This is a genomic window from Streptomyces sp. TLI_053, from assembly GCF_900105395.1.
Lineage (GTDB): Bacteria > Actinomycetota > Actinomycetes > Streptomycetales > Streptomycetaceae > Kitasatospora.
The window spans coordinates 3,227,300-3,247,198 of record NZ_LT629775.1 but is presented as its reverse complement, the minus strand read 5'-3'; the positions used below and the strand labels follow the sequence as shown (position 1 = coordinate 3,247,198).

Below are 19,899 nucleotides of genomic sequence, written 5' to 3'. Positions count from 1 at the left end.
CGGCGCCGGAACCGGAGCTCCCGGCCGCCCCCGCGCCGACCTGCGGCGCTGTCAGCCCCCGGCCCGCCCCGCCGACCTGGACCGGGACCGCTCCGACCACCCGCCCGCGCTCCTCGGCGGCCTCTCCTCCCTCACCACCTCTTCGCCCACTCTCCCCCGTGCCTTCACCGGCAGACAGGCCCTAGGCTTCAGGAGTTGAAAGGGGACACCCGGCGGAGGGGTCCCCGGCCCCCTTGGGAGGGTGGATCATGTCGACGGACACGCCGGGCTCACAGTCCTCGCTGCACCGGGCCAACCTGGAGCGGGTGCTCCGCGCGGTGCGGATGGCCGGCTCGCTGACCCAGGCCGAGATCGCCCGCGGGACCGGACTCTCGGCGGCCACGGTGTCCAACATCGTCCGAGAACTGAAGGAGAGCGGCACCGTCGTGGTGGCCGACACCTCCTCCGGCGGACGCCGCGCCCGCAGCGTCTCGCTCAGCGGTGACGCCGGCATCGTGGTGGGGATCGATTTCGGCCACACCCATCTGCGGGTCGCGGTCGGCAACCTCGCCCACCGGGTCCTCGCCGAGGAGAGCGCCCCGATGGACGTCGACGTCTCGGCCGCGCAGGGCTTCGACCGGGCCGAGGCCCTGGTCGAGCGGCTGCTCGCGGAGGCCGGCTTCCGCCCCGACAAGGTGATCGGCGTGGGCCTGGGTGTGCCCGGCCCGATCGACGTGGAGACCGGGGCGCTGGGCTCCACCGCGATCCTGCCCGGCTGGACCGGGATCGCCCCCGGCCGCGAGCTGGCCGAGCGCCTCGGCATGCCGGTGCACGTGGACAACGACGCCAACCTCGGCGCCCTCGGCGAGCTGGTCTGGGGCGCCGGCCGGGGCCTCGGCGACCTCGCCTACATCAAGGTGGCCAGCGGCGTCGGCGCGGGCCTGGTGGTCAACGGGCAGATCTACCGGGGCCCGGGCGGCACCGCGGGCGAGATCGGTCACATCACCCTGGACGAGGCCGGCCCGGTCTGCCGCTGCGGCAACCGGGGCTGTCTGGAGACCTTCGTCGGCTCCCGCTACCTGTTGAACCTGCTCACCCCGACCCTCGGCGCCGAGCTCAGCCTGAGCCGGGTGGTGGAGCTGGCCCACCAGGGCGACCTCGGCTGCCGCCGGGTGATCGCCGACGCCGGCCGGCAGATCGGCACCGGTGTGGCCACCCTCTGCAATCTGCTCAACCCGCGCCGGGTGATCCTCGGCGGCGAGCTCGCGGACGCCGGCGAGCTGGTGCTCGCGCCGATCCGCGATTCGGTGGCCCGGTACGCGATCCCCAGCGCGGCCCGCCAGCTGTCGGTGGTCCCCGGTACCCTGGGCGGCCGGGCCGAGGTCCTGGGCGCGCTCGCCCTGGTCATGAGCGAGGCGGGGGACTCCAGCGCGCTCGCGGTCGCCCGGCACTGAGTCCAGGCGCCGCCCCGGCCGGGTGCAACGACACGCCGGTTTTCCACGTTCACCCGAAAGAGTGACCGCCGAGGTGGCTGGCGCGTACCGGCCGTCGGTACCGGACGCCCCGCCCGGCGTCCGGTGGGCGGACATTAGACTCGACCGGTCGACACCGGGCAGCGACGCCCGTCGGACCTCCGGTCCGCGAACACGAACGAGGAGGAACGGGTGGCCCTGCTGACCCGCATTCGGGGACCGCGCGATCTCGACCGGCTCACGCCCGGACAGCTGGCCGCACTGGCCCAGGAGATCCGGACCTTCCTGGTGACCGAGGTCTCCAAGACGGGCGGCCACCTGGGCCCGAACCTCGGCGTGGTGGAGCTCACCATCGCGCTGCACAAGGTGTTCGACTCCCCGCGCGACCGCATCCTCTTCGACACCGGCCACCAGAGCTACGTCCACAAGCTGCTCACCGGCCGCCAGGACTTCTCGGGGCTGCGGACGAAGGGCGGCCTGTCCGGCTACCCCTCGCGCGCCGAGTCCGAGCACGACGTGATCGAGAACTCGCACGCCTCCACCGTGCTCTCCTACGCCGACGGTCTGGCCAAGGCCAACCAGCTGCTGGGCAAGCACGACCCGGTGGTCGCGGTGATCGGCGACGGCGCGCTCACCGGCGGCATGGCCTGGGAGGCGCTCAACAACATCGCCGACGCCGAGGACCGCCCGCTGGTCATCGTCGTCAACGACAACGAGCGCTCCTACTCGCCGACCATCGGCGGCCTCGCCAACCACCTCGCCACCCTGCGCACCACCCAGGGCTACGAGCGCTTCCTGTCCTGGGGCAAGGACGCGCTGCAGCGCACCCCGGTGGTCGGCCAGCAGCTGTTCGAGACCCTGCACGGCGCCAAGAAGGGCCTCAAGGACTTCATCGCCCCGCAGGGCATGTTCGAGGACCTCGGCCTCAAGTACATCGGCCCGATCGACGGCCACGACCTCACCGCCCTGGAGTCCGCGCTCACCAAGGCGCGCGGTTTCGGCGGACCGGTGATCGTGCACTGCCTCACCGAGAAGGGCCGCGGCTACCACGCCGCCGAGAACAACGACGAGGACCGCTTCCACGCGGTCGGCGTCATCCACCCGGAGACCGGCCTGCCGATCAAGAGCTCCGGCAAGGACTGGACCTCGGTCTTCGCCGAGGAGATGGTGGCGCTCGGCCACGAGCGCGAGGACATCGTCGGCATCACCGCCGCGATGCTCCACCCGGTCGGCCTGGCCCCGTTCGCCGAGGCCTTCCCGGACCGGATCTTCGACGTGGGCATCGCCGAGCAGCACGCCGTCACCAGCGCGGCCGGCCTGGCCACCGGCGGGCTGCACCCGGTCTTCGCGGTCTACGCGACCTTCCTCAACCGCGCCTTCGACCAGGTGCTGATGGACGTCGCCCTGCACAAGCTGGGCGTCACCTTCGTGCTGGACCGCTCCGGTGTCACCGGCACCGACGGCGCCTCGCACAACGGCATGTGGGACATGTCGATCCTCCAGGTCGTCCCCGGCCTGCGGCTCGCCGCCCCGCGCGACGCCGACCAGGTCCGCGCCCAGCTGCGCGAGGCCGTCGAGGTCAAGGACGCCCCGACGGTGGTCCGCTACTCCAAGGGCTCGGTCGGCGAGGCCGTCCCGGCGGTCGCCACGGTCGGCGGCATGGACGTCCTGCGCGCCGCCGTGCCGGACTCCCTCGGCGAGGCCGAGGACGGCCGCCGGGCCGATGTGCTGATCGTCTCGGTCGGCGCGCTCGCCCCGATGTGCCTGGAGGTGGCCGACCTGCTGGCCGCCCAGGGCATCAGCTCCACCGTGGTGGACCCGCGCTGGGTCAAGCCGGTCGACCCGGCGCTGCCGGGCCTGGCCGCCGAGCACCGGGTGGTCGTCACGGTCGAGGACAACGGCCGGGTCGGCGGTGTCGGCGCGACGATCGCCCAGGCGCTGCGGGACGCGGACGTGGACCTGCCGGTCCGTGACTTCGGCATCCCGCAGGAGTTCCTGGACCACGCCTCGCGGCCGGAGATCCTCGCCGAGATCGGCCTGACCGCCCCGGACATCGCCCGGCAGGTGACCGCCCTGGTCTCCCGGCTGGACGTCGCCACCGTCGAGGCCTGACCGCTCCTCCGGGGGAGTACCGCCGTCCGGGGGAGAGCCCCGGACGGCGGTACTCCGCCCCGGCTCTGCGACAGCTCTGCAACAGTGAGGCCGATAATCGCACCAAAGGCGGGACCGGCGCTGCCCGTGCCGATTCCGCCCGGTAGGTTGTCATCCGTGCCGACCCCCACCCGATCCCGCTTGACCGCGCTCACCGAGCGCCTGCCCTTGGGGGTACCCCCGGCCGACGGCTGGGAGCGGGTGAAGACCGGTTACTGGTCGCGGCTGGTGCCGCTGCTGGCCCTGGTCGCGCTGCTCACCCACCTGCCGTCCTTCGTCCGCCCGGTCTGGAGCCCCGACGAGGGCTTCCTGGCCACCCAGGCCCGGATGCTCGCCGACGGCGGCGTGCTCTACGACACCGTGGTGGACCGCAAGCCCCCGCTGCTGCCCTGGCTCTACCAGGCCTGCTTCACGGTCTTCGGCTCCGCCTCGCTCTGGCCGCTGCGCACCCTCGCGGTGGCCGCCCACCTGGTCACCGCGATCCTGCTGGCCTCGATCGCCCGCGGCCGCTGGGGCAACCGGGCCGGCGCCGGCGCCGGACTGCTCTACCTGCTGGTCTCGATCGGGCTCTCCCCGGAGGACACCCAGGCGGCGACCTTCGAGGTCTTCATGCTGCCCGCGATGGTGGCCGCCTTCCGCTACGCCGAACGCCGCCGCTGGCTGGCCGCCGGCATCGCGGTGGCGCTCTGCTCGCTGACCAAGCAGACCGGCGGCGCGGTGCTGCTGCCGGTGCTCTGGATGCTCTTCCAGGACGCCCGGCAGCGCGGCGTCCGCTGGATCCCCGCCCTGTTCAAGATCGGCTTCGGCTTCACCCTGCCGATAGCGCTGGTCGCGGTGATCCTGACCAAACCCAAGGGCTTCCTGTTCTGGGTGGTCACCGGCAGCGGCGACTACGCCACCTCGGGCGGCGCGTGGCTGCAGATGGTCGGGCGGGCGCTCGGCAACTCGGCGATCCTGATCGGCGCCGGGCTGGGCTTCCTGCTGCCGGTCGGCCGGAGGCTGTGGCTGAAGTACCGGCACCGCCCGCTGCCGGTCGCCGGCGAGGAGCACGGCTCCACCACCGACCTGTGGATGTGGCTGCTCTCCTCGGTGGTGGCGGTCAGCGTCGGCTTCCACTTCTTCGGCCACTACTACCTCCAGCTGATGCCCCCGCTGGTGCTGCTGGGCACCGGCGCGGTCGCCACCTCGGCGGTCCGCTGGAAGCCGGTGCTGGTGTACACCACGGCCGCCGCCACCGTCTTCTGGGGCCTCGCGCTGGCCTGGCCGGGGGAGCGGCTGGACCGCACCACCGAGGTCGCCACCGCCGTCGCCGCGCAGACCACGCCCAAGGACACCGTGCTGGTCTGGGGCATGCACCCGGAGCTGTACTGGCTCGCCGACCGCAAGCCCGCCACCCGGTACCTCACGGCCGGTTTCCTGACCAACTACAGCGGCGGCAAGGACGGCAGCCCCAACGTCGGCGAGCAGTTCTCGATGGCCAACGCCTGGCAGACCTTCGACCAGGAGATCGCCAAGGGCCTGCCCGAGGTGGTCGTCGACGACTCCGGCCTCGCGCCGTACCAGCCGGGCATGATCCCGAAGATCGAGAACCTGCTGGACACCCACTACGAGATGGTCGGCGTCTTCGCCGACACCGTCGTCTACCGCCTCAAGCGCTGACGACACCCTCCCCGGGGCCGGGGAGGCCCGGGCGGCCCGGGCCCCCGTACGGGCCGCGATGGCCTCCGGTACGGGCCGCGGCGAACGACAGAGGGCCCCGGTGACCGATCAAGGTCACCGGGGCCCTCCGCGTCATCCTCAGGCGGGCACGGAGGCCAGGCCCGGGGCGAGGAAGCGCTTGCCGTTCACGCGCTCCGAGATGCCCTCACGGTCCAGGTACGGGGTGATCCCGCCCAGGTGGAAGGGCCAGCCGGCGCCGGTGATCATGCAGAGGTCGATGTCCTGCGCCTCGGCGACGACACCCTCCTCCAGCATCAGACCGATCTCCTGGGCGACGGCCTCCAGGGCGCGGCCCAGCACCTGCTCCTCGGTCAGCACGGTGTCGCCGAAGGTGAGCAGCTCCAGCACCTCGGGGTCGAGGACCTGCTGGCCGTCCACCCAGGTGTAGAAGCCGCGCTTGCCGGCCTTGACCACCCGGCCGAGGTTCTCGGAGACGGTGAACCGCTCCGGGAACGCGCCGTGCAGGGTCTCCGAGACGTGCAGCGCGATGGCCGGGCCGACCAGCTCCAGCAGCACGATCGGGGACATCGGCAGGCCGAGCGGCTCGACGCCCTTCTCGACCGTGGCGATCGGGGTGCCCTCGTCGATGATGCCCTGGATCTCGCCCATGAAGCGGGTCAGGATCCGGTTCACCACGAACGCCGGGGCGTCCTTGCAGAGCACCGCGGTCTTCTTCAGCTTCTTGGAGACGCCGAAGGCGGTGGCCAGCGAGACGTCGTCGGTCTTCTCGCCCCGGACGATCTCCAGCAGCGGCAGGATCGCGACCGGGTTGAAGAAGTGGAAGCCGACGACCCGCTCGGGGTGCTTCAGCTTCGACGCCATCTCGGTGACGGAGAGCGAGGAGGTGTTGGTCGCCAGCACACAGGTCGGCGAGACCACGTTCTCCAGGTCCGCGAAGACGGTCTGCTTGACGCCCATCTCCTCGAACACGGCCTCGATCACGAAGTCCGCGTCGCCGAAGGCGGCGGCCTTGTCGAGCGAGCCGGAGACCAGGCCCTTGAGGCGGTTGGCCTTGTCCTTGCCGATGCGGCCCTTGTCGAGCAGCTTGTCGATCTCGGCGTGGACGTAGCCGACGCCCTTGTCGACGCGCTCCTGGTCGATGTCGGTGAGGACCACCGGCACCTCCAGCCGGCGCGCGAACAGCAGCGCCAGCTGCGAGGCCATCAGACCGGCACCGATGACGCCGACCTTGGAGACCGGACGGGCCAGCGACTTGTCCGGCGCGCCGACCGGGCGCTTGGCCCGGCGCTGCACCAGGTTGAAGGCGTAGATGCCGCTGCGCAGCTCGCCGCCCATGATGAGGTCGGCCAGCGCCGCGTCCTCGGCGTCGAAGCCGGCCTGCAGATCCTGGTCCTTGACCTGGGCGATGATGTCCAGCGCCCGGTACGCGGCCGGGGCCGCCCCGTGCACCTTGGCGTCGGCGACCATCCGGCCCCAGGCGACGGCGTCGTCCCAGGCCTTGCCGCGGTCGATCTCCTCGCGCGCGACGGCGACGTCGCCCTTGAGGACCCCGGCCGCCCAGAGCAGCGACTGCTCCAGGAAGTCGGCCGGCTCGAAGATCGCGTCGGCGATCCCCAGCTCGAACACGTCCTTGCCCTTGAGCTGCTTGTTCTGCGCCATCGAGTTCTCGATGATCACCTTGACGGCCTTGGCCGGGCCGATCAGGTTCGGCAGGATGCTGCAGCCGCCCCAGCCGGGGACGAGGCCGAGGAAGACCTCGGGCAGCGAGAACGCCGGGACGCCCGCCGACACGGTGCGGTAGTCGCAGTGCAGGCCGACCTCGACGCCGCCGCCCATGGCCGCGCCGTTGTAGAAGGCGAAGGTCGGGACGGGCAGCGCGGCGATCCGCTTGAAGACCTCGTGGCCGCCCTTGCCGATGGCGAGCGCGTCCGCGTGCTCCTTGAGCAGCTCGACGCCCTTGAGGTCGGCGCCGACCGCGAAGATGAACGGCTTGCCGGTGATCGCGGCGCCGACGATCGTGCCCTCGGCCGCCTCCGCCTCGACCTGGTCCAGCGCCTCGGACAGCTTGAGCAGCGAGCCCGGGCCGAAGGTGGTCGGCTTGGTGTGGTCGAAGCCGTTGTCCAGGGTGATCAGGGCCAGCCGGCCGGCCTGCAGCGGCAGGTCCAGGTGGCGGACGTGCGCGGTCGTGACGACCTCGCCGGGGAAGAGCTCGGCGCCGCGGGTCAGCAGCTCGGTCGTGGTGCTCATACTCACTTACCACCCTCGAAGTGGGGGTTCTCCCAGATGACGGTGGCACCCATGCCGAAGCCGATGCACATCGTGGTGAGGCCGTAGCGGACGTCCGGGCGCTGCTCGAAGCGGCGGGCCAGCTGGTTCATCAGGCGCACGCCCGAGGAGGCCAGCGGGTGGCCGAACGCGATCGCGCCGCCGAACGGGTTGACGCGCTCGTCGTCGTCGGCGATGCCGTAGTGGTCCAGGAACGACAGGACCTGCACGGCGAACGCCTCGTTGACCTCGAACGCGCCGATGTCGTCGATGGTCAGACCGGCCTTGGCCAGTGCCTTCTCGGTGGCCGGCACCGGACCGATGCCCATGACCTCGGGCTCGACGCCGACGTAGGCGTACGAGACCAGGCGCATCCGGACCGGGAGGCCGAGCTCCTCGGCGACGTCCTCGGCGGCCAGCAGCGAGGCGGTGGCGCCGTCGTTCAGACCGGCCGAGTTGCCCGCGGTGATGTTGCCGTGCGGGCGGAACGGGGTCTTGAGACCGGCCAGGCTCTCCATCGTGGTGCCCGGGCGCATCGGCTCGTCCGCGGTGGCCAGGCCCCAGCCGGTCTCGCCGACCTCGGGGTTGGTGTTGCGGATCGAGATCGGCACCAGGTCGGGCTGGATGTCGCCGTTGGCGTACGCCTTGGCGGCCTTCTCCTGGGAGCGCACGGCGTAGGCGTCGCAGCGCTCCTTGGTGATGTGCGGGAACCGGTCGTGCAGGTTCTCCGCGGTCATCCCCATGAACAGGGCGGACTCGTCGACGAGCTTCTCGGAGACGAAGCGCGGGTTCGGGTCGACGCCCTCGCCCATCGGGTGGCGGCCCATGTGCTCGACGCCACCGGCCACGACCACGTCGTAGGCGCCGAAGGCGATGCCGCCGGCGGTGGTGGTCACGGCGGTCAGCGCGCCGGCGCACATGCGGTCGATCGCGTAGCCGGGGACGGACTTCGGCAGGCCCGACAGCAGTGCTGCGGTGCGGCCGATGGTCAGACCCTGGTCGCCGATCTGCGTGGTGGCCGCGATGGCGACCTCGTCGATGCGCTCGACGGGCAGGTTGGGGTTACGACGCACGAGCTCCCGGATGCACTTGACGACGAGGTCGTCGGCACGGGTCTCGTGGTAGATGCCCTTCGGGCCTGCCTTGCCGAACGGGGTGCGGACGCCATCGACGAAGACGACGTCCCTCGCGGTACGAGGCACGGGGGCTCTCCTCCCAGGGACCAACGGTTCAGTGGGCAGGCTGCCGCGAGCCGTCGCACGAATGGACGTGGGCGGCGCCGCCCACGGCCATGCTACCCGCCGGTAACCAGCCTGCCCAGGCCCGGAAGCCGCAACACCGGATGTGTTGTCGCCCACTCTGTATTTTCGCCCGCTCGCCTCCGGGGCGCTCTTGTCCGGTGCCGACGGTCGGCGCTCCCTCGCTTCGCTCCCTCCCGCTCTCCCTTTCGGCACCGGCGCGCCCCTTCGGCTCGGGGCGGGTTCGGAGCCGGCCGGGGTCAAGGCGTGGTCGGCTCGGGGTGGGTTGTGGTGGCGGGTACGACGAAGGGGATGCCGCCCCGCTCCGGGCGGCATCCCCTTCGTCGTACGTACCGGCTCAGCCCTGCTGCGCGGCCGTACCGGCCTTGGTCTCGGCCCCGGCCCTGGCGGCCTCGACGAAGGCCGCGGCCAGCACCGGCGCGACCAGGTCCACCTGCCACTGCCGGGCGCCGAGCCGCCGCAGTGCGGCGGCCACGTTGGCGGCCGAGGCGTCGGCGGGCGGCTCCCAGGAGACCCGGCGGACCAGGTCCGGGGTGATCAGGTTCTCGGCCGGCAGGTGATGGCGCTCGGCCAGCTCGGTGACCGCGGCGCGCGCGCCGCTCAGCCGGGCGGCCGCCACCGGGTCCTTCTCGGCCCAGGCGCGCGGCGGCGGCGGGCCGTCGTGCGGTGCGGCGGCCGGCGGCAGCTGGTTCTCCGGCACCTCCCGCCCGCGCTGGACGGCGGCCAGCCACTGTTCCAGCTGGCGCCGGTGCACCCGGGGCCCGAAGCCCTGGACACCCTGCAGCGCGGCGATGTTCAGCGGCATGGCCAGCGCGGCGTTGACGATCGCGGCGTCCGACAGCACCCGGCCCGGCGAGACGTCCCGCTCCTGGGCCGCCCGGTCGCGGGCCAGCCACAGCTCGCGCACCACGGCGAGCTGGCGGCGCCGGCGGACCTTGTGCAGCTGCGAGGTGCGCCGCCACGGGTCGGTCCGCGGGGCCGGGCGGGGGGCGGCGGCGATCGCCGCGAACTCCTCCAGGGCCCAGTCGAGCTTGCCCTGGGCGTCCAGCTCCCGTTCGAGTGCGTCACGCAGCTCGACCAGCACCTCGACGTCCAGAGCGGCGTAGCGCAGCCACGGCTCGGGCAGCGGACGGGTGGACCAGTCCACCGCCGAGTGCTCCTTGGCCAGGCTCAGCCCGAGCACGTTCTCGGTCATCGGTCCGAGGCCGACCCGGGCGAAACCGGCGATCCGGCCGGCCAGCTCGGTGTCGAACAGTCGCTGGGGTCTCATGCCGACCTCGGCCAGGCAGGGCAGGTCCTGGGTGGCGGCGTGCACCACCCATTCGGTGTCCGCGAGGGCCGCGCCCAGCCCGCTGAGGTCGGGGCAGGCGATCGGGTCGATCAGCGCGGACCCGGCGCCCGCGCGGCGTAGCTGGATGAGGTACGCCCGCTGGCCGTAGCGGTAGCCGGAGGCCCGCTCGGCGTCGACGGCGACCGGTCCGGATCCCGCGGCGAAGGCGGCGACGGTCTCGGCCAGCGCCCGCTCGTCCGCCACGACCGGAGGGATCCCCTCCTTCGGCTCGAGGAGCGGGACCGGGGCTGCTTCTTCTGGGATGGCTGCTACGGCGTCGGTCACCTACCAAGGGTACGACGGACCCCGCGACCGGGAGTGTTGTCGGACTGGTCAGACCGATGAAGGGGTCCGCCCGGGGCGCTCCGGACGGGCCCGGGAGGGCGTTCCCGGTCGCGGCGCGCGGCGACCCGGGAGGAAACGTTCCTCCTGGGCCGCCGCGGCGGCGCCGGGACTCAGTGGATGATGCCGGTGCGCAGCGCGACCGCGACCATGCCGGCCCGGTCGCCGGTGCCGAGCTTGCGGGCGATCCGGGCGAGGTGGCTCTTCACGGTGAGCGCCGAGAGGCCCATCGCCACGCCGATCGCCTTGTTCGACTGGCCCTCGGCCACCAGTCGCAGCACCTCGACCTCACGGCCGGACAGCTCGCGGTAGGCGGTCTGCTGGGCGCCCGGCGCGCCGTGGGCACCGGGCGCGCCGCCGGGAGCCCCGGCCGCACCGGGCATGCCCGGCATCCCGGGGCGCCGCATCCGGCCGGCCAGCCCGGCGGCGCCGAGCGGCAGGCCCGGGCGGCCCGGCATGGCGACATTGGTGCGGGTGCCGGTCACCACGTAGCCCTTGACCCCGCCCGCCAGGGCGCTGCGGACGGCGCCGATGTCGTCGGCGGCGGACAGCGCCAGCCCGTTGGGCCAGCCGGCGGCACGGGTCTCGGCGAGGATGGTCAGTCCCGAGCCGTCGGGGAGGTGGACGTCGGCGACGCAGATGTCGCGCGGGGTGGAGACCCGGGGGCGGGCCTCGGCGATCGAGGACACCTCGATCACGTCCCGGACGCCGAGCGCCCAGAGGTGACGGGTGACGGTGTTTCGGACGCGGGGATCGGCGATGACCACCATGGCGGTGGGCTTGGTCGGGCGGTAGGCGACCACGTTTGCGGGGTGCTCAAGAAGGACCGACACCAGGCCTCCTGCGGGAGTGGCGGACGGAACCCCGAGGGGGCGGTCGGAGTGTTCCGCGTTCGGAAAGGGTCACAGTCTGCTTCGGCAGCATCCGTGCCCGGCTTTAGCGAAAGATCACGATCTAGTGAGTAACAATACGGACAAATCGCGCAGGTGACTGATTACGACATGCCTGGAATTCGCACAAAATCGATCAGACTCGACGCGAAGCGGTCGGACTCGGCCGGATTATTGACGGAGAGCCGCACCGAAGTCACACTCCGTCAGCCCTGGGGGTGGCGTCGCCTCCGGTGATGACGCCACGGCGGCGCCACTCCTCAGTGCGAGCGCGGACGTCGCCTCGCGGGCATCGGGACCACTCCACCGAGTGACGTGACGTCGGCGGGCGCGTGCGGCGCCGCAGCCGCGGGGGGCAGGCCCGCGCCGATGCAGAGCAGGTCCCCCCAGGCCGCCAGATGCCGCTCGAAGCGGCCGTCGGCCGGTGTCCAGGACGCCCTGATCTCGATCTCGGTGGTCGACGCCCGGTCCGCCAGCCCGCCGAAGTACTGCGAGGCGCAGAGCGACACGGTGCCCGACGGTTCCGCGTACCCGGCGCCGTGCGCCTGCAGCGCGTCCAGCAGCCAGGCCCAGCCGACCTCGGAGAGCATCGGGTCGCCGGCCATCTCCGGCTCCAGCTCCGCCCGGGTCATGGTGACCACACGGAAGTCCCCGTTCCAGGCTTCCTGCCCGGCCGGGTCGTGCAGCAGCACCAGCCGGCCGTCGGCCAGCTCCTCGCCGTCGACCTCGACGGTGGCGGTCAGCGCGAAGGAGTACGGTGCCAGCCGGCGCGGGGCCGGGGCGGGGGAGAGGACGAGCTCGGGGCGCAGCCGGGCACCGGAGAACGCCTCCACGGCAGCCCGGAACTCGCTCGGCGCCGCCTCCCGACCCGTTCCGCCACCTGCTCCGCCACCCTGTGCGGGGTGCCCTCCGACCGCTGCCATGACCCGAAGACTAGGTCGAAAACCCGGGTAATCGCCGTAACTTCTGCCCGCGCGGCGCGCCGGGGCGGCAATCCGGCCAGATCTCCGGCCCGGTCCCCGCCGCGGTCCCGCCCGCGGTCCCGCCCGGATCCCGGTCCGGCCCGGCCCGGGATCCTTGTCCGGATCTCCGGTCGGATCCCTGTTCGGATCCTGGAGGAAGCGACGGGACCGCCGGGACGGGCGGGTCCGGGCCGCGTGCGAAGATTTGGAGCGTGAGCGAGACGACGGCAGTCCCCCCGACCGGTGCCACCCCCGGTCAGCAGCCCGACGCGCGCCGCGGCGCCGCGTACGACTCGGCGTTCCTGCGCGCCTGCCGGCACGAGCCGGTACCGCACACCCCGGTGTGGTTCATGCGCCAGGCGGGCCGCTCGCTGCCCGAGTACCTGAAGGTCCGCGAGGGCATCCCCATGCTGGAGTCCTGCATGCGGCCCGAGCTGGTCAAGGAGATCACCCTCCAGCCGGTGCGTCGGCACAAGGTGGACGCGGCGATCTTCTTCAGCGACATCGTGGTGCCGCTCCGGGCGATCGGCATCGACGTCGACATCAAGCCCGGCATCGGCCCGGTCATCGCCGACCCGATCCGCAGCTTCGCCGACCTGGAGCGGCTGCGCCCGCTGGAGCCGGACGACGTCCCCTACATCACCGAGGCCGTCGGCCTGCTCGTGGACGAGCTCGGCCCGACCCCGCTGATCGGCTTCGCCGGCGCCCCCTACACGCTCGCCAGCTACCTGATCGAGGGCGGGCCGTCCAAGAACCACGAGAACACCAAGGCCATGATGTACGGCGCGCCCGACCTGTGGGCCGCGCTGCTCGACCGCCTGGCCGGGATCACCGCCGCCTTCCTCGAGGTGCAGATCGAGGCCGGCGCCTCGGCGATCCAGCTGTTCGACTCCTGGGTGGGCGCGCTCGCGCCGGACGACTACCGCCGCTCGGTGATGCCCGCCAGCACCAAGGTGTTCGACGCGGTGGCCGGGTACGGCGTGCCGCGGATCCACTTCGGCGTCGGCACCGGCGAGCTGCTGGGCCTCATGGGCCAGGCCGGCGCGGACGTGGTCGGCGTCGACTGGCGGGTGCCGCTGAACGTCGCCGCCGAGCGGGTCGGCCCCGGCAAGGGCCTCCAGGGCAACCTCGACCCGGCGGTACTGTTCGCGCCCACCAGGGCCGTCGAGACCAAGGCCCGCGAGGTGCTGCACGCCGCCCAGGCGCTCGGCAGCAGCGGCCACATCTTCAACCTCGGCCACGGTGTCATGCCCAGCATGGACCCGGACGCGCTCAGCCGCCTGGTCGCCTTCGTGCACGAGGCCAGCGCCCGCTGACCCGCCGTCCGGTGGCGGCCCCTCCCCGGGGCCGCCACCGGCGGGCCCGGCTCAGTGCGCCGGCTCGTCCTCCTCTTCCTCCGCCTCGTCCTCCTCCGCCCGGTCCTCCTGCTGCTCCGGCGCCACCGGGACCGGCTTCCGCCGCCGGCGCAGCGCCCACACCACCGCCGCCACCGGCGCGGCCACCAGCAGGAACGGCAGCACGGCGGCCACCGCCATGACGGTCACCCGGACGATCACGGCCAGCACGTGCCAGCCGCCGCCCAGCGCCGCACCGACCGAGGCCCAGAACCCCTTCTCCCGGTCCGGCGCGTCCGGCACGTCCTGGACCGGACCGGCCTTCTGCCGCACGTCCAGCGTGATCGTGGACAGCGACGTGCGCGCCGACAGCTCCTTCACCTGCTTCTGCAGCGACTCCAGGTCCGACTCCCGCCGGCTCAGCTCGCTCTCCAGACTGACGACCTCGGCCAGCGTCTTCGCCTGCGCCATCAGCGCGCGCACCCGGTCCACGCTCGCCTGCTGGCTCTGCATCCGGCTGTTGACGTCCGCGACCTGCTGGGTGAGGTCCTCCGCCTGGCTGCGCCGGGACAGCACCTCGCCGAGCCCGGCCAGCTGGTCCAGCGTCGGCCGGAACGCCGCCGAGGGCACCTTCACCGTGATCTGACCGCTCTGCGGGCCGCCGTCCCCGCCGGAGCTCCCGGTCTCGCTCGCCACGTAACCGCCCGCCGCGGCGGCCAGGTCCCCGGCCTTCGCCAGCGCCGTGTCCACCTGTGCCGTCCGCACCGTCAGCTGCGCCGAGTACGCGATCTGCCGGGCGTCCACCACCGGCACCGCGCCCGGCTGCCCGGCCGACGGCGCCTTGGGCGCCACCGAGGCCACCCCCGGCGCCCCGACCGCGGCGTCCCCCTTGGCCGCCTCCCCGGCGGCGGCCTGCGCCGGGGCGGCCGCCGACATGTCCTTGGCCCCGCCGTCCCGGCCCGCCGAGCAGCCCGCCGCCAGCACCGCCGCCAGGGCCACCGACGCCAGCGCCCCCGCTCCGCGCCGCCCTCGTCCTCGTCCCACGTCCGGGCCCTCCCCGTCGTCCGATGGTTCCGGCACCCCCTCCCGGGGCACCCACACCATTTCGACGGACCCCGGGCCGATCCGGACCCGGCCGGGAGGTCGCAGCTCGATCACGTCTCGGCTGCGGAGCGGACAAGGCACGGCCCCTCCCGCACCGGACCGCGGTCCCGCCCGCACACCTTTTGTCCGTAGGGGCCCGACGACCCCACGACCGCCCCGGAGTCGCTACCGTGCGCTCCATGAGCGACTTGCCGGACTGGATGTACCCGCCCCGTGCCGAGGGATGGTTCGCCGAGGACCTCGACCGCCTGCCGCAAGCGCCCCGCCACACCGAACTGATCGACGGAGCGCTGGTCTTCATGATGTCCCCGCAGCGCTCGTGGCACAGCCGGGCCGTGACGGCGCTCACCGCGGTGCTGGAGGAACTGGTGCCGGACGGCCTCCTGGCCGAGCGGGAGATGACGATCAGGCTCGACGGGCGGAACCGCCCCGAGCCGGACCTGGTGGTCGCGGAGGTCGACTACGACCCGGACCGGACCTGGTTCGACGCCGCCGACGTGAGGCTCGTCGTCGAGGTCGCCTCCCCCGAGTCGGCCCACCGGGACCGCACGGTCAAGCTGCGGAAGTACGCCGAGGCCGGGATCCCGCACTACTGGGTGATCGAGGAGGAGGAGGGTCTGCCGGTGGTCCACGTCTACGAACTGGACCACCCGACGTCCGCCTGTGCCGTGGCCGGGATCTTCCACAAGCGGCTGGAGCGGCCGGTGCCGTTCCCGGTCGATGTCGACCTGGACGCGCTCGTGCCCGCCCGCAAGGGGCAGAAGCGGGCGGATTGAGGCAAAGGTGTAAAGACCTGCGAGACTGCGGGGCATGGCGCAAGCACATGTCGTGGTGATCGGCGGCGGGATCGCGGGGCTGACCGCCGCCGCTGTGGTCGGCGGGGGTGCGGGGGAGCCGGCGCGGGCGCGGGTGACGCTGCTGGAGGCGTCGGAGCGGCTGGGCGGGAAGCTGCGGGGCGGCGAGGTCGGCGGGGTCCGGGTGGACCTCGGAGCCGAGTCGATGCTCGCCCGGCGGCCGGAGGCGGTCGAGCTGGCGCGGGCCGTCGGGCTCGCGGAGCGGCTGGAGCCGCCGACCACCGCCAAGGCCGCGATCTGGACCAGGGGCGCGCTGCGCCCGCTGCCCGGCGGACAGGTGATGGGCGTCCCCGGGGACCTCGCCGCGCTGGCGGACTCCGGTGTGCTGAGCCCCGAGGGGCTGGACCGGGCCCGGCACGAGGTGCTCGGGGAGGCGGTCGCGGACGATGTCGCGATCGGCCGCTACGTCGCCGACCGGCTCGGCCGCGAGGTCGTGGACCGGCTGGTGGAACCGCTGCTCGGCGGTGTCTACGCCGGGCACAGCGACGAGATCTCGCTGCGCGCCGCCGTGCCCGCGCTGCTGCCCGTCGCCCGCGGCGGCGGCTCCCTGGTCGAGGGCGTGCACCGGCTGGCCACCCGCCCGACGACCGTCGGCACCCCCGTGTTCCAGGGCCTGCGCGGCGGCCTCGGCACCCTGCCGGATGCGGTCGCCGCGGCCTGCGCCGCGGCCGGCGTCGAGCTGCGCACCCGGACCGCGGTGACGGAGCTGCGCCGCACCCCCGACGGCTGGCGGGTGACCACCGGCGACGGCGAGGTGCTCGCCGCGGACGCCGTCGTGCTGGCCGTGCCCGCGCCGGCCGCCGCCCGGCTGCTGCGCGCCGACGCGCCCGCCGCGGCCGCCGAGCTGGACACCGTGGAGTACGCCGGGATGGCGCTGGTCACGCTGGCCTTCCGCCGCGCCGACCTGGCCCGCACCCCCGCCGGCAGCGGCTTCCTCGTCCCGCCCGTGGACGGCCGGCGGATCAAGGCGTCCACCTTCTCCTCCAACAAGTGGGGCTGGCTGGAGCGGTCGGCGCCGGACGCCTTCGTGCTGCGCACCTCGCTCGGCCGGCTGCGCGAGGAGGAGCCGCTGGAGCTGGCGGACGAGGAACTGGTCGCCCGTTCGCTGGCCGACCTGGGCGAGGCGATCGGCCTGACCGCCCGCCCGTACGACACCGCCGTCACCCGGTGGCGGGCCGGACTGCCGCAGTACCCGGTCGGCCACCTGGACCGGGTGGCCCGGATCCGGGCGGCGGCGGACCGGGTGGGAGCGCTGTCCCTGTGCGGGGCCGCGTACGACGGCGTGGGCATCCCGGCCTGCGTCGCGAGCGCCCGGGCGGCCGTCGCCGCACTCGACCGAGTACTGACCCCGCTCACCGGGGCGAACGTCACCGAGAGGACAATGGGCGCATGACTGAGACCGCTGAGCAGCAGGCCGCCGAGCAGCCCGCCAAGTTGAAGGCGCGGGACCTGAACCAGGTCATCCGCTACACCATGTGGTCGGTGTTCAAGCTCAAGGGCGCGCTGCCCGAGGACCGCACCGGCCTGGTCACCGAGGTCGAGGAGCTGTTCGCCCAGCTGGAGGCCAAGGACGTCACGGTGCGCGGCACCTACGACGTGTCCGGTCTGCGCGCGGACGCCGACATCCTGGTGTGGTGGCACGCCGCCGACTCGGACGACCTCCAGGAGGCGTACAACCGCTTCCGCCGCACCGGCCTGGGCCGGCAGCTGGAGCCGGTCTGGTCGAACATGGCGCTGCACCGCCCGGCGGAGTTCAACAAGTCGCACATCCCGGCGTTCCTCGCCGACGAGCGTCCGCGCGACTACGTCTGCGTGTACCCGTTCGTGCGCTCCTACGAGTGGTACCTGCTGCCGGACGCCGAGCGGCGCGCGATGCTCGCCGAGCACGGCCAGATGGCGCGCGGCTACCCCGACGTGCGGGCCAACACGGTCGCCTCGTTCGCGCTGGGCGACTACGAGTGGCTGCTCGCCTTCGAGGCGGACGAGCTGCACCGGATCGTGGACCTGATGCGCGACCTGCGCCCGTCCCGGGCCCGGCTGCACGTCCGCGAGGAGGTGCCGTTCTTCACCGGCCGCCGCAAGCCCGTCGCCGAGCTGCTCAACGGCCTGGTCTGAGCACACCCGCGTGCCGCGGCACGCCGAAGGGCCCGTCCGCACGGCATTCGTCGGCGGACGGGCCCTTCGGCGTGTCAGTGGCGGCGCAGGGCGGCGCGCAGCCGGGCGTCCGGGAGGGCGGCGGGGCCGTTCATCGCGACGGCGGTGAGCAGTTCGCGCTCGTCGTCGTCGGTGAGGCCGTGCTGGCGCGGCGGGCGGACCTCGCGGAGCACCTCCTGGCCGATCGGCGAGGCCCAGCGGGTGTACGGGTAGACGTCGACCCGGGCCATCAGCAGGGTGCCCGAGGTGAGCACCAGCGGCAGCGAGAACCAGGCCAGCGCGGTCACCGTGTCACCGCCGGTCAGGCCGCCGACGACCAGCGCCACGGCCAGCAGGACCACCGAGAGCAGCAGCGCCTGCCGGACCTGCCTGACCACCAGCACGGTGTGCCGCCGCACCGTGGCCGGGGTGGCCAGCCCGGCGAGCGAGAGCCGGCTGCCGATCTCCAGCACGGTGGGGTGGGCGGCCATCGCCAGTCGCAGGTCGTCGGTGCGGCACTGGCCCTCGGGGCCGACGGTGGCGATCACCGCGCGTTCCAGCCGGCTGCGGCCGCGCGGGTCGACGACCGTGGTCCAGCCGGTGTGGGCGAGGTGCAGCCGCCCCCGGGAGGCCATCAGGACGAGCGCGAGCTCGACCACCCGGTCCGGTCCGCCGGCCAGGTACGCGGTCTCGTACAGCCCGATCCCGACCGCCTCGGCCGGCCGGGGGCCCTCCTGACCGGACAGCGCGTCGGCGGTGGCGGTCGTCCGGACGAGCCGGATGCAGGAGAGCACCGCGGCGACGCAGGCCGGGAGGAGGAAGAGCAACCACATGGGCTTGTTGTAGTCCCGGCCGCGCCGCGCGCGGAACGTCTTCCCGGACCGCGATACCGAACTGTGACGTCCGGTGGGCCGTCGGCTCCCGGTCGGGGCTCAGGATCCGCAGCCCCCGCCGCCGCAGCTGGAGCCCGAGGAGGAACCGCAGCCGGAGGAGCCCGAGGAGCAGCTCGAGCCCGAGGAGCCGGAGGAGCAGCTCGAGCCCGAGCAGCCGAAGGAGCTGCCGCAGCCCGATCCGGAGGAGCCCGAGGAGCCGGAGGAGTCCGAGGAGTCGGAGGAGGAGCCGCACCAGACGGCGGGGCCGGTGGCGCAGGAGGAGCCGGACGAGGAGCCGGTGCCGGCCGCGACGGCCCGGGCCGACTGGTCGGCGCCCGCCGCGGCGAGCATCGCCTCGTGCAGTTCCGCGTCGCCGAGGCCGTCGGGGCCGAGCAGGGCCAGGCCGCCGAGCGCGACGGCGCCGAGCAGGACGGCGTCGGCGCCGGACACGAACGCGCCGTGGTGCGGCTGCCAGGGCTTGCCGGTGTCCATCAGACCGAGCTGGCGGCGCCCGGCCGGGGTGACCCGGCCCTTGGGCGGACGGGTGACCAGCAGCGAGACCAGGCCGAGGACGAGCAGCAGCAGCGGGGGCCAGAGCGCGGGGCCGTCGCTGCCCGGCTCGTCGGAGGCCAGCAGCGGGGCGGCGACGGCGAACGCCGCCGTGACCGCCAGGGCGAGCCAGATCGTCCGGTGCGCGGTCCTGGCCCGGCGCAGCCGCTCCGGGTTGCGCAGCAGGCCGCGGGCGGCCAGCGCGTCACCGACGGCCTGGACGGCGGGTGCGCGCATCACCGCGACGCGCAGCGAGTCGAGGTCCCGGCTGCGCGAGGCGCCGATCGCGTCGACGATCGCGCCGTCGACCTCGTCGACGGGCTCGGCGGCGGTCAGCGTGACCAGTCGGGAGCGGCTGACCACGACGTGGCCGCGCCGGTGCATCCGGACCAGGGCGGTGTCGAAGACCCGGCCCGGGCCCCCGGCCAGGAAGGCGGCCTCGAGCAGGGCGATGCCGCGGCCGGGCAGGCCCTTGGGGTCGCTGACGCGCCGGGCGGCCCGCTTGGCCTGCTGGGCGACGAGGACGGTGGCGGCCAGCAGGAGGCCGGGTACGACGTAGTAGCTGTTGTGCCACATGAGTGGTTCCCCCGGGTGGTGAGACGTGGTTCGGGCGCGCGTGGCGCCTTCGTGGGGTGGTGGGGCGGTGCTGGGGTGCGGTCCGGTCCGGACGCGCGGCCCGGGCGGGCGCGGTACCGGGGCGGACGGGCACGGGTGCCGCGGGAG

The 19,899-nt window shown here is 73.7% G+C and carries 15 protein-coding genes; 7 read left to right on the top strand and 8 right to left on the bottom strand.

Features of this window, described 5'->3' with window-relative positions; translation table 11 throughout:
• The first annotated feature begins 248 nt into the window (after positions 1–248).
• The 3 genes from BLU95_RS12775 (at position 249) to BLU95_RS12765 (ending at position 5,261) form a co-directional block, all read left to right on the top strand.
• Positions 249–1,433: an ROK family transcriptional regulator gene (locus tag BLU95_RS12775; protein WP_093860132.1), complete on the top strand. Its 1,185-nt coding sequence runs from the start codon at positions 249–251 to the stop codon at positions 1,431–1,433.
• 210 nt (positions 1,434–1,643) lie between these two features.
• On the top strand, positions 1,644–3,563 hold the full coding sequence (gene dxs / locus BLU95_RS12770; RefSeq protein WP_093860131.1) for a 1-deoxy-D-xylulose-5-phosphate synthase: 1,920 nt from the start codon (positions 1,644–1,646) through the stop codon (positions 3,561–3,563).
• Between the two features lie 180 nt (positions 3,564–3,743).
• Positions 3,744–5,261 (top strand): ArnT family glycosyltransferase, encoded by a 1,518-nt coding sequence (locus BLU95_RS12765; protein ID WP_231978539.1) that lies wholly within the window; start codon positions 3,744–3,746, stop codon positions 5,259–5,261.
• A gap of 138 nt (positions 5,262–5,399) precedes the next feature.
• On the opposite strand, the gene BLU95_RS12760 is transcribed toward BLU95_RS12765, so the two are convergent.
• From BLU95_RS12760 to BLU95_RS12740, 5 genes are all read right to left on the bottom strand, one after another.
• Entirely contained in the window at positions 5,400–7,529 is a 2,130-nt protein-coding gene (locus tag BLU95_RS12760) for a 3-hydroxyacyl-CoA dehydrogenase NAD-binding domain-containing protein (RefSeq protein ID WP_093860130.1), read from the bottom strand.
• Positions 7,530–7,531: 2 nt separating this feature from the next.
• Positions 7,532–8,749, bottom strand: a complete 1,218-nt coding sequence (locus tag BLU95_RS12755; protein WP_093860129.1) for a thiolase family protein — start codon at positions 8,747–8,749, stop codon at positions 7,532–7,534.
• Positions 8,750–9,143: 394 nt separating this feature from the next.
• A complete protein-coding gene (locus tag BLU95_RS12750; protein WP_093860128.1) occupies positions 9,144–10,421 on the bottom strand; it encodes an HRDC domain-containing protein in 1,278 nt (425 codons plus the stop codon).
• A 170-nt stretch (positions 10,422–10,591) separates the two neighbouring features.
• Entirely contained in the window at positions 10,592–11,311 is a 720-nt protein-coding gene (locus BLU95_RS12745; protein WP_045939925.1) for a response regulator transcription factor, read from the bottom strand.
• Positions 11,312–11,628: 317 nt separating this feature from the next.
• A complete protein-coding gene (locus BLU95_RS12740) occupies positions 11,629–12,291 on the bottom strand; it encodes a DUF3000 domain-containing protein (RefSeq protein WP_093860127.1) in 663 nt (220 codons plus the stop codon).
• Between the two features lie 341 nt (positions 12,292–12,632).
• Between BLU95_RS12740 and hemE the strand changes: the two genes are divergently transcribed.
• The gene (hemE, locus tag BLU95_RS12735) at positions 12,633–13,646 is read left to right on the top strand and encodes a uroporphyrinogen decarboxylase (RefSeq protein ID WP_231978747.1); all 1,014 of its coding nucleotides are present in this window, start codon (positions 12,633–12,635) and stop codon (positions 13,644–13,646) included.
• 51 nt (positions 13,647–13,697) lie between these two features.
• Here the strand turns inward: hemE and BLU95_RS12730 are convergent, their stop codons facing one another.
• Complete coding sequence (locus BLU95_RS12730; protein WP_159424873.1) at positions 13,698–14,708, bottom strand: DUF4349 domain-containing protein; 1,011 nt, start codon at positions 14,706–14,708, stop codon at positions 13,698–13,700.
• A gap of 239 nt (positions 14,709–14,947) precedes the next feature.
• On the opposite strand from BLU95_RS12730, the gene BLU95_RS12725 reads away from it, so the two are divergent.
• From BLU95_RS12725 to hemQ, 3 genes are read left to right on the top strand one after another with little or no spacing between them, the layout of a single operon-like run.
• Positions 14,948–15,544 (top strand): Uma2 family endonuclease, encoded by a 597-nt coding sequence (locus BLU95_RS12725; protein WP_093860124.1) that lies wholly within the window; start codon positions 14,948–14,950, stop codon positions 15,542–15,544.
• A 34-nt stretch (positions 15,545–15,578) separates the two neighbouring features.
• Positions 15,579–17,015 carry a protoporphyrinogen oxidase gene (gene hemG / locus BLU95_RS12720; protein ID WP_093860123.1) on the top strand — a complete coding sequence of 479 codons (1,437 nt, stop codon included), beginning with the start codon at positions 15,579–15,581 and terminating at the stop codon, positions 17,013–17,015.
• Positions 17,012–17,737 carry a hydrogen peroxide-dependent heme synthase gene (gene hemQ / locus BLU95_RS12715; RefSeq protein WP_030394996.1) on the top strand — a complete coding sequence of 242 codons (726 nt, stop codon included), beginning with the start codon at positions 17,012–17,014 and terminating at the stop codon, positions 17,735–17,737. The genes hemG and hemQ overlap by 4 nt, the downstream gene beginning before the upstream one ends.
• 74 nt (positions 17,738–17,811) lie before the next feature.
• Here hemQ and BLU95_RS12710 read toward each other — a convergent pair whose 3' ends face one another.
• Together BLU95_RS12710 and BLU95_RS12705 are read right to left on the bottom strand one after the other, a co-directional pair.
• On the bottom strand, positions 17,812–18,588 hold the full coding sequence (locus BLU95_RS12710) for a TIGR04222 domain-containing membrane protein (protein ID WP_093860122.1): 777 nt from the start codon (positions 18,586–18,588) through the stop codon (positions 17,812–17,814).
• A 99-nt stretch (positions 18,589–18,687) separates the two neighbouring features.
• A complete protein-coding gene (locus tag BLU95_RS12705) occupies positions 18,688–19,752 on the bottom strand; it encodes a TIGR04222 domain-containing membrane protein (protein WP_093860121.1) in 1,065 nt (354 codons plus the stop codon).
• Positions 19,753–19,899 lie beyond the last annotated feature (147 nt).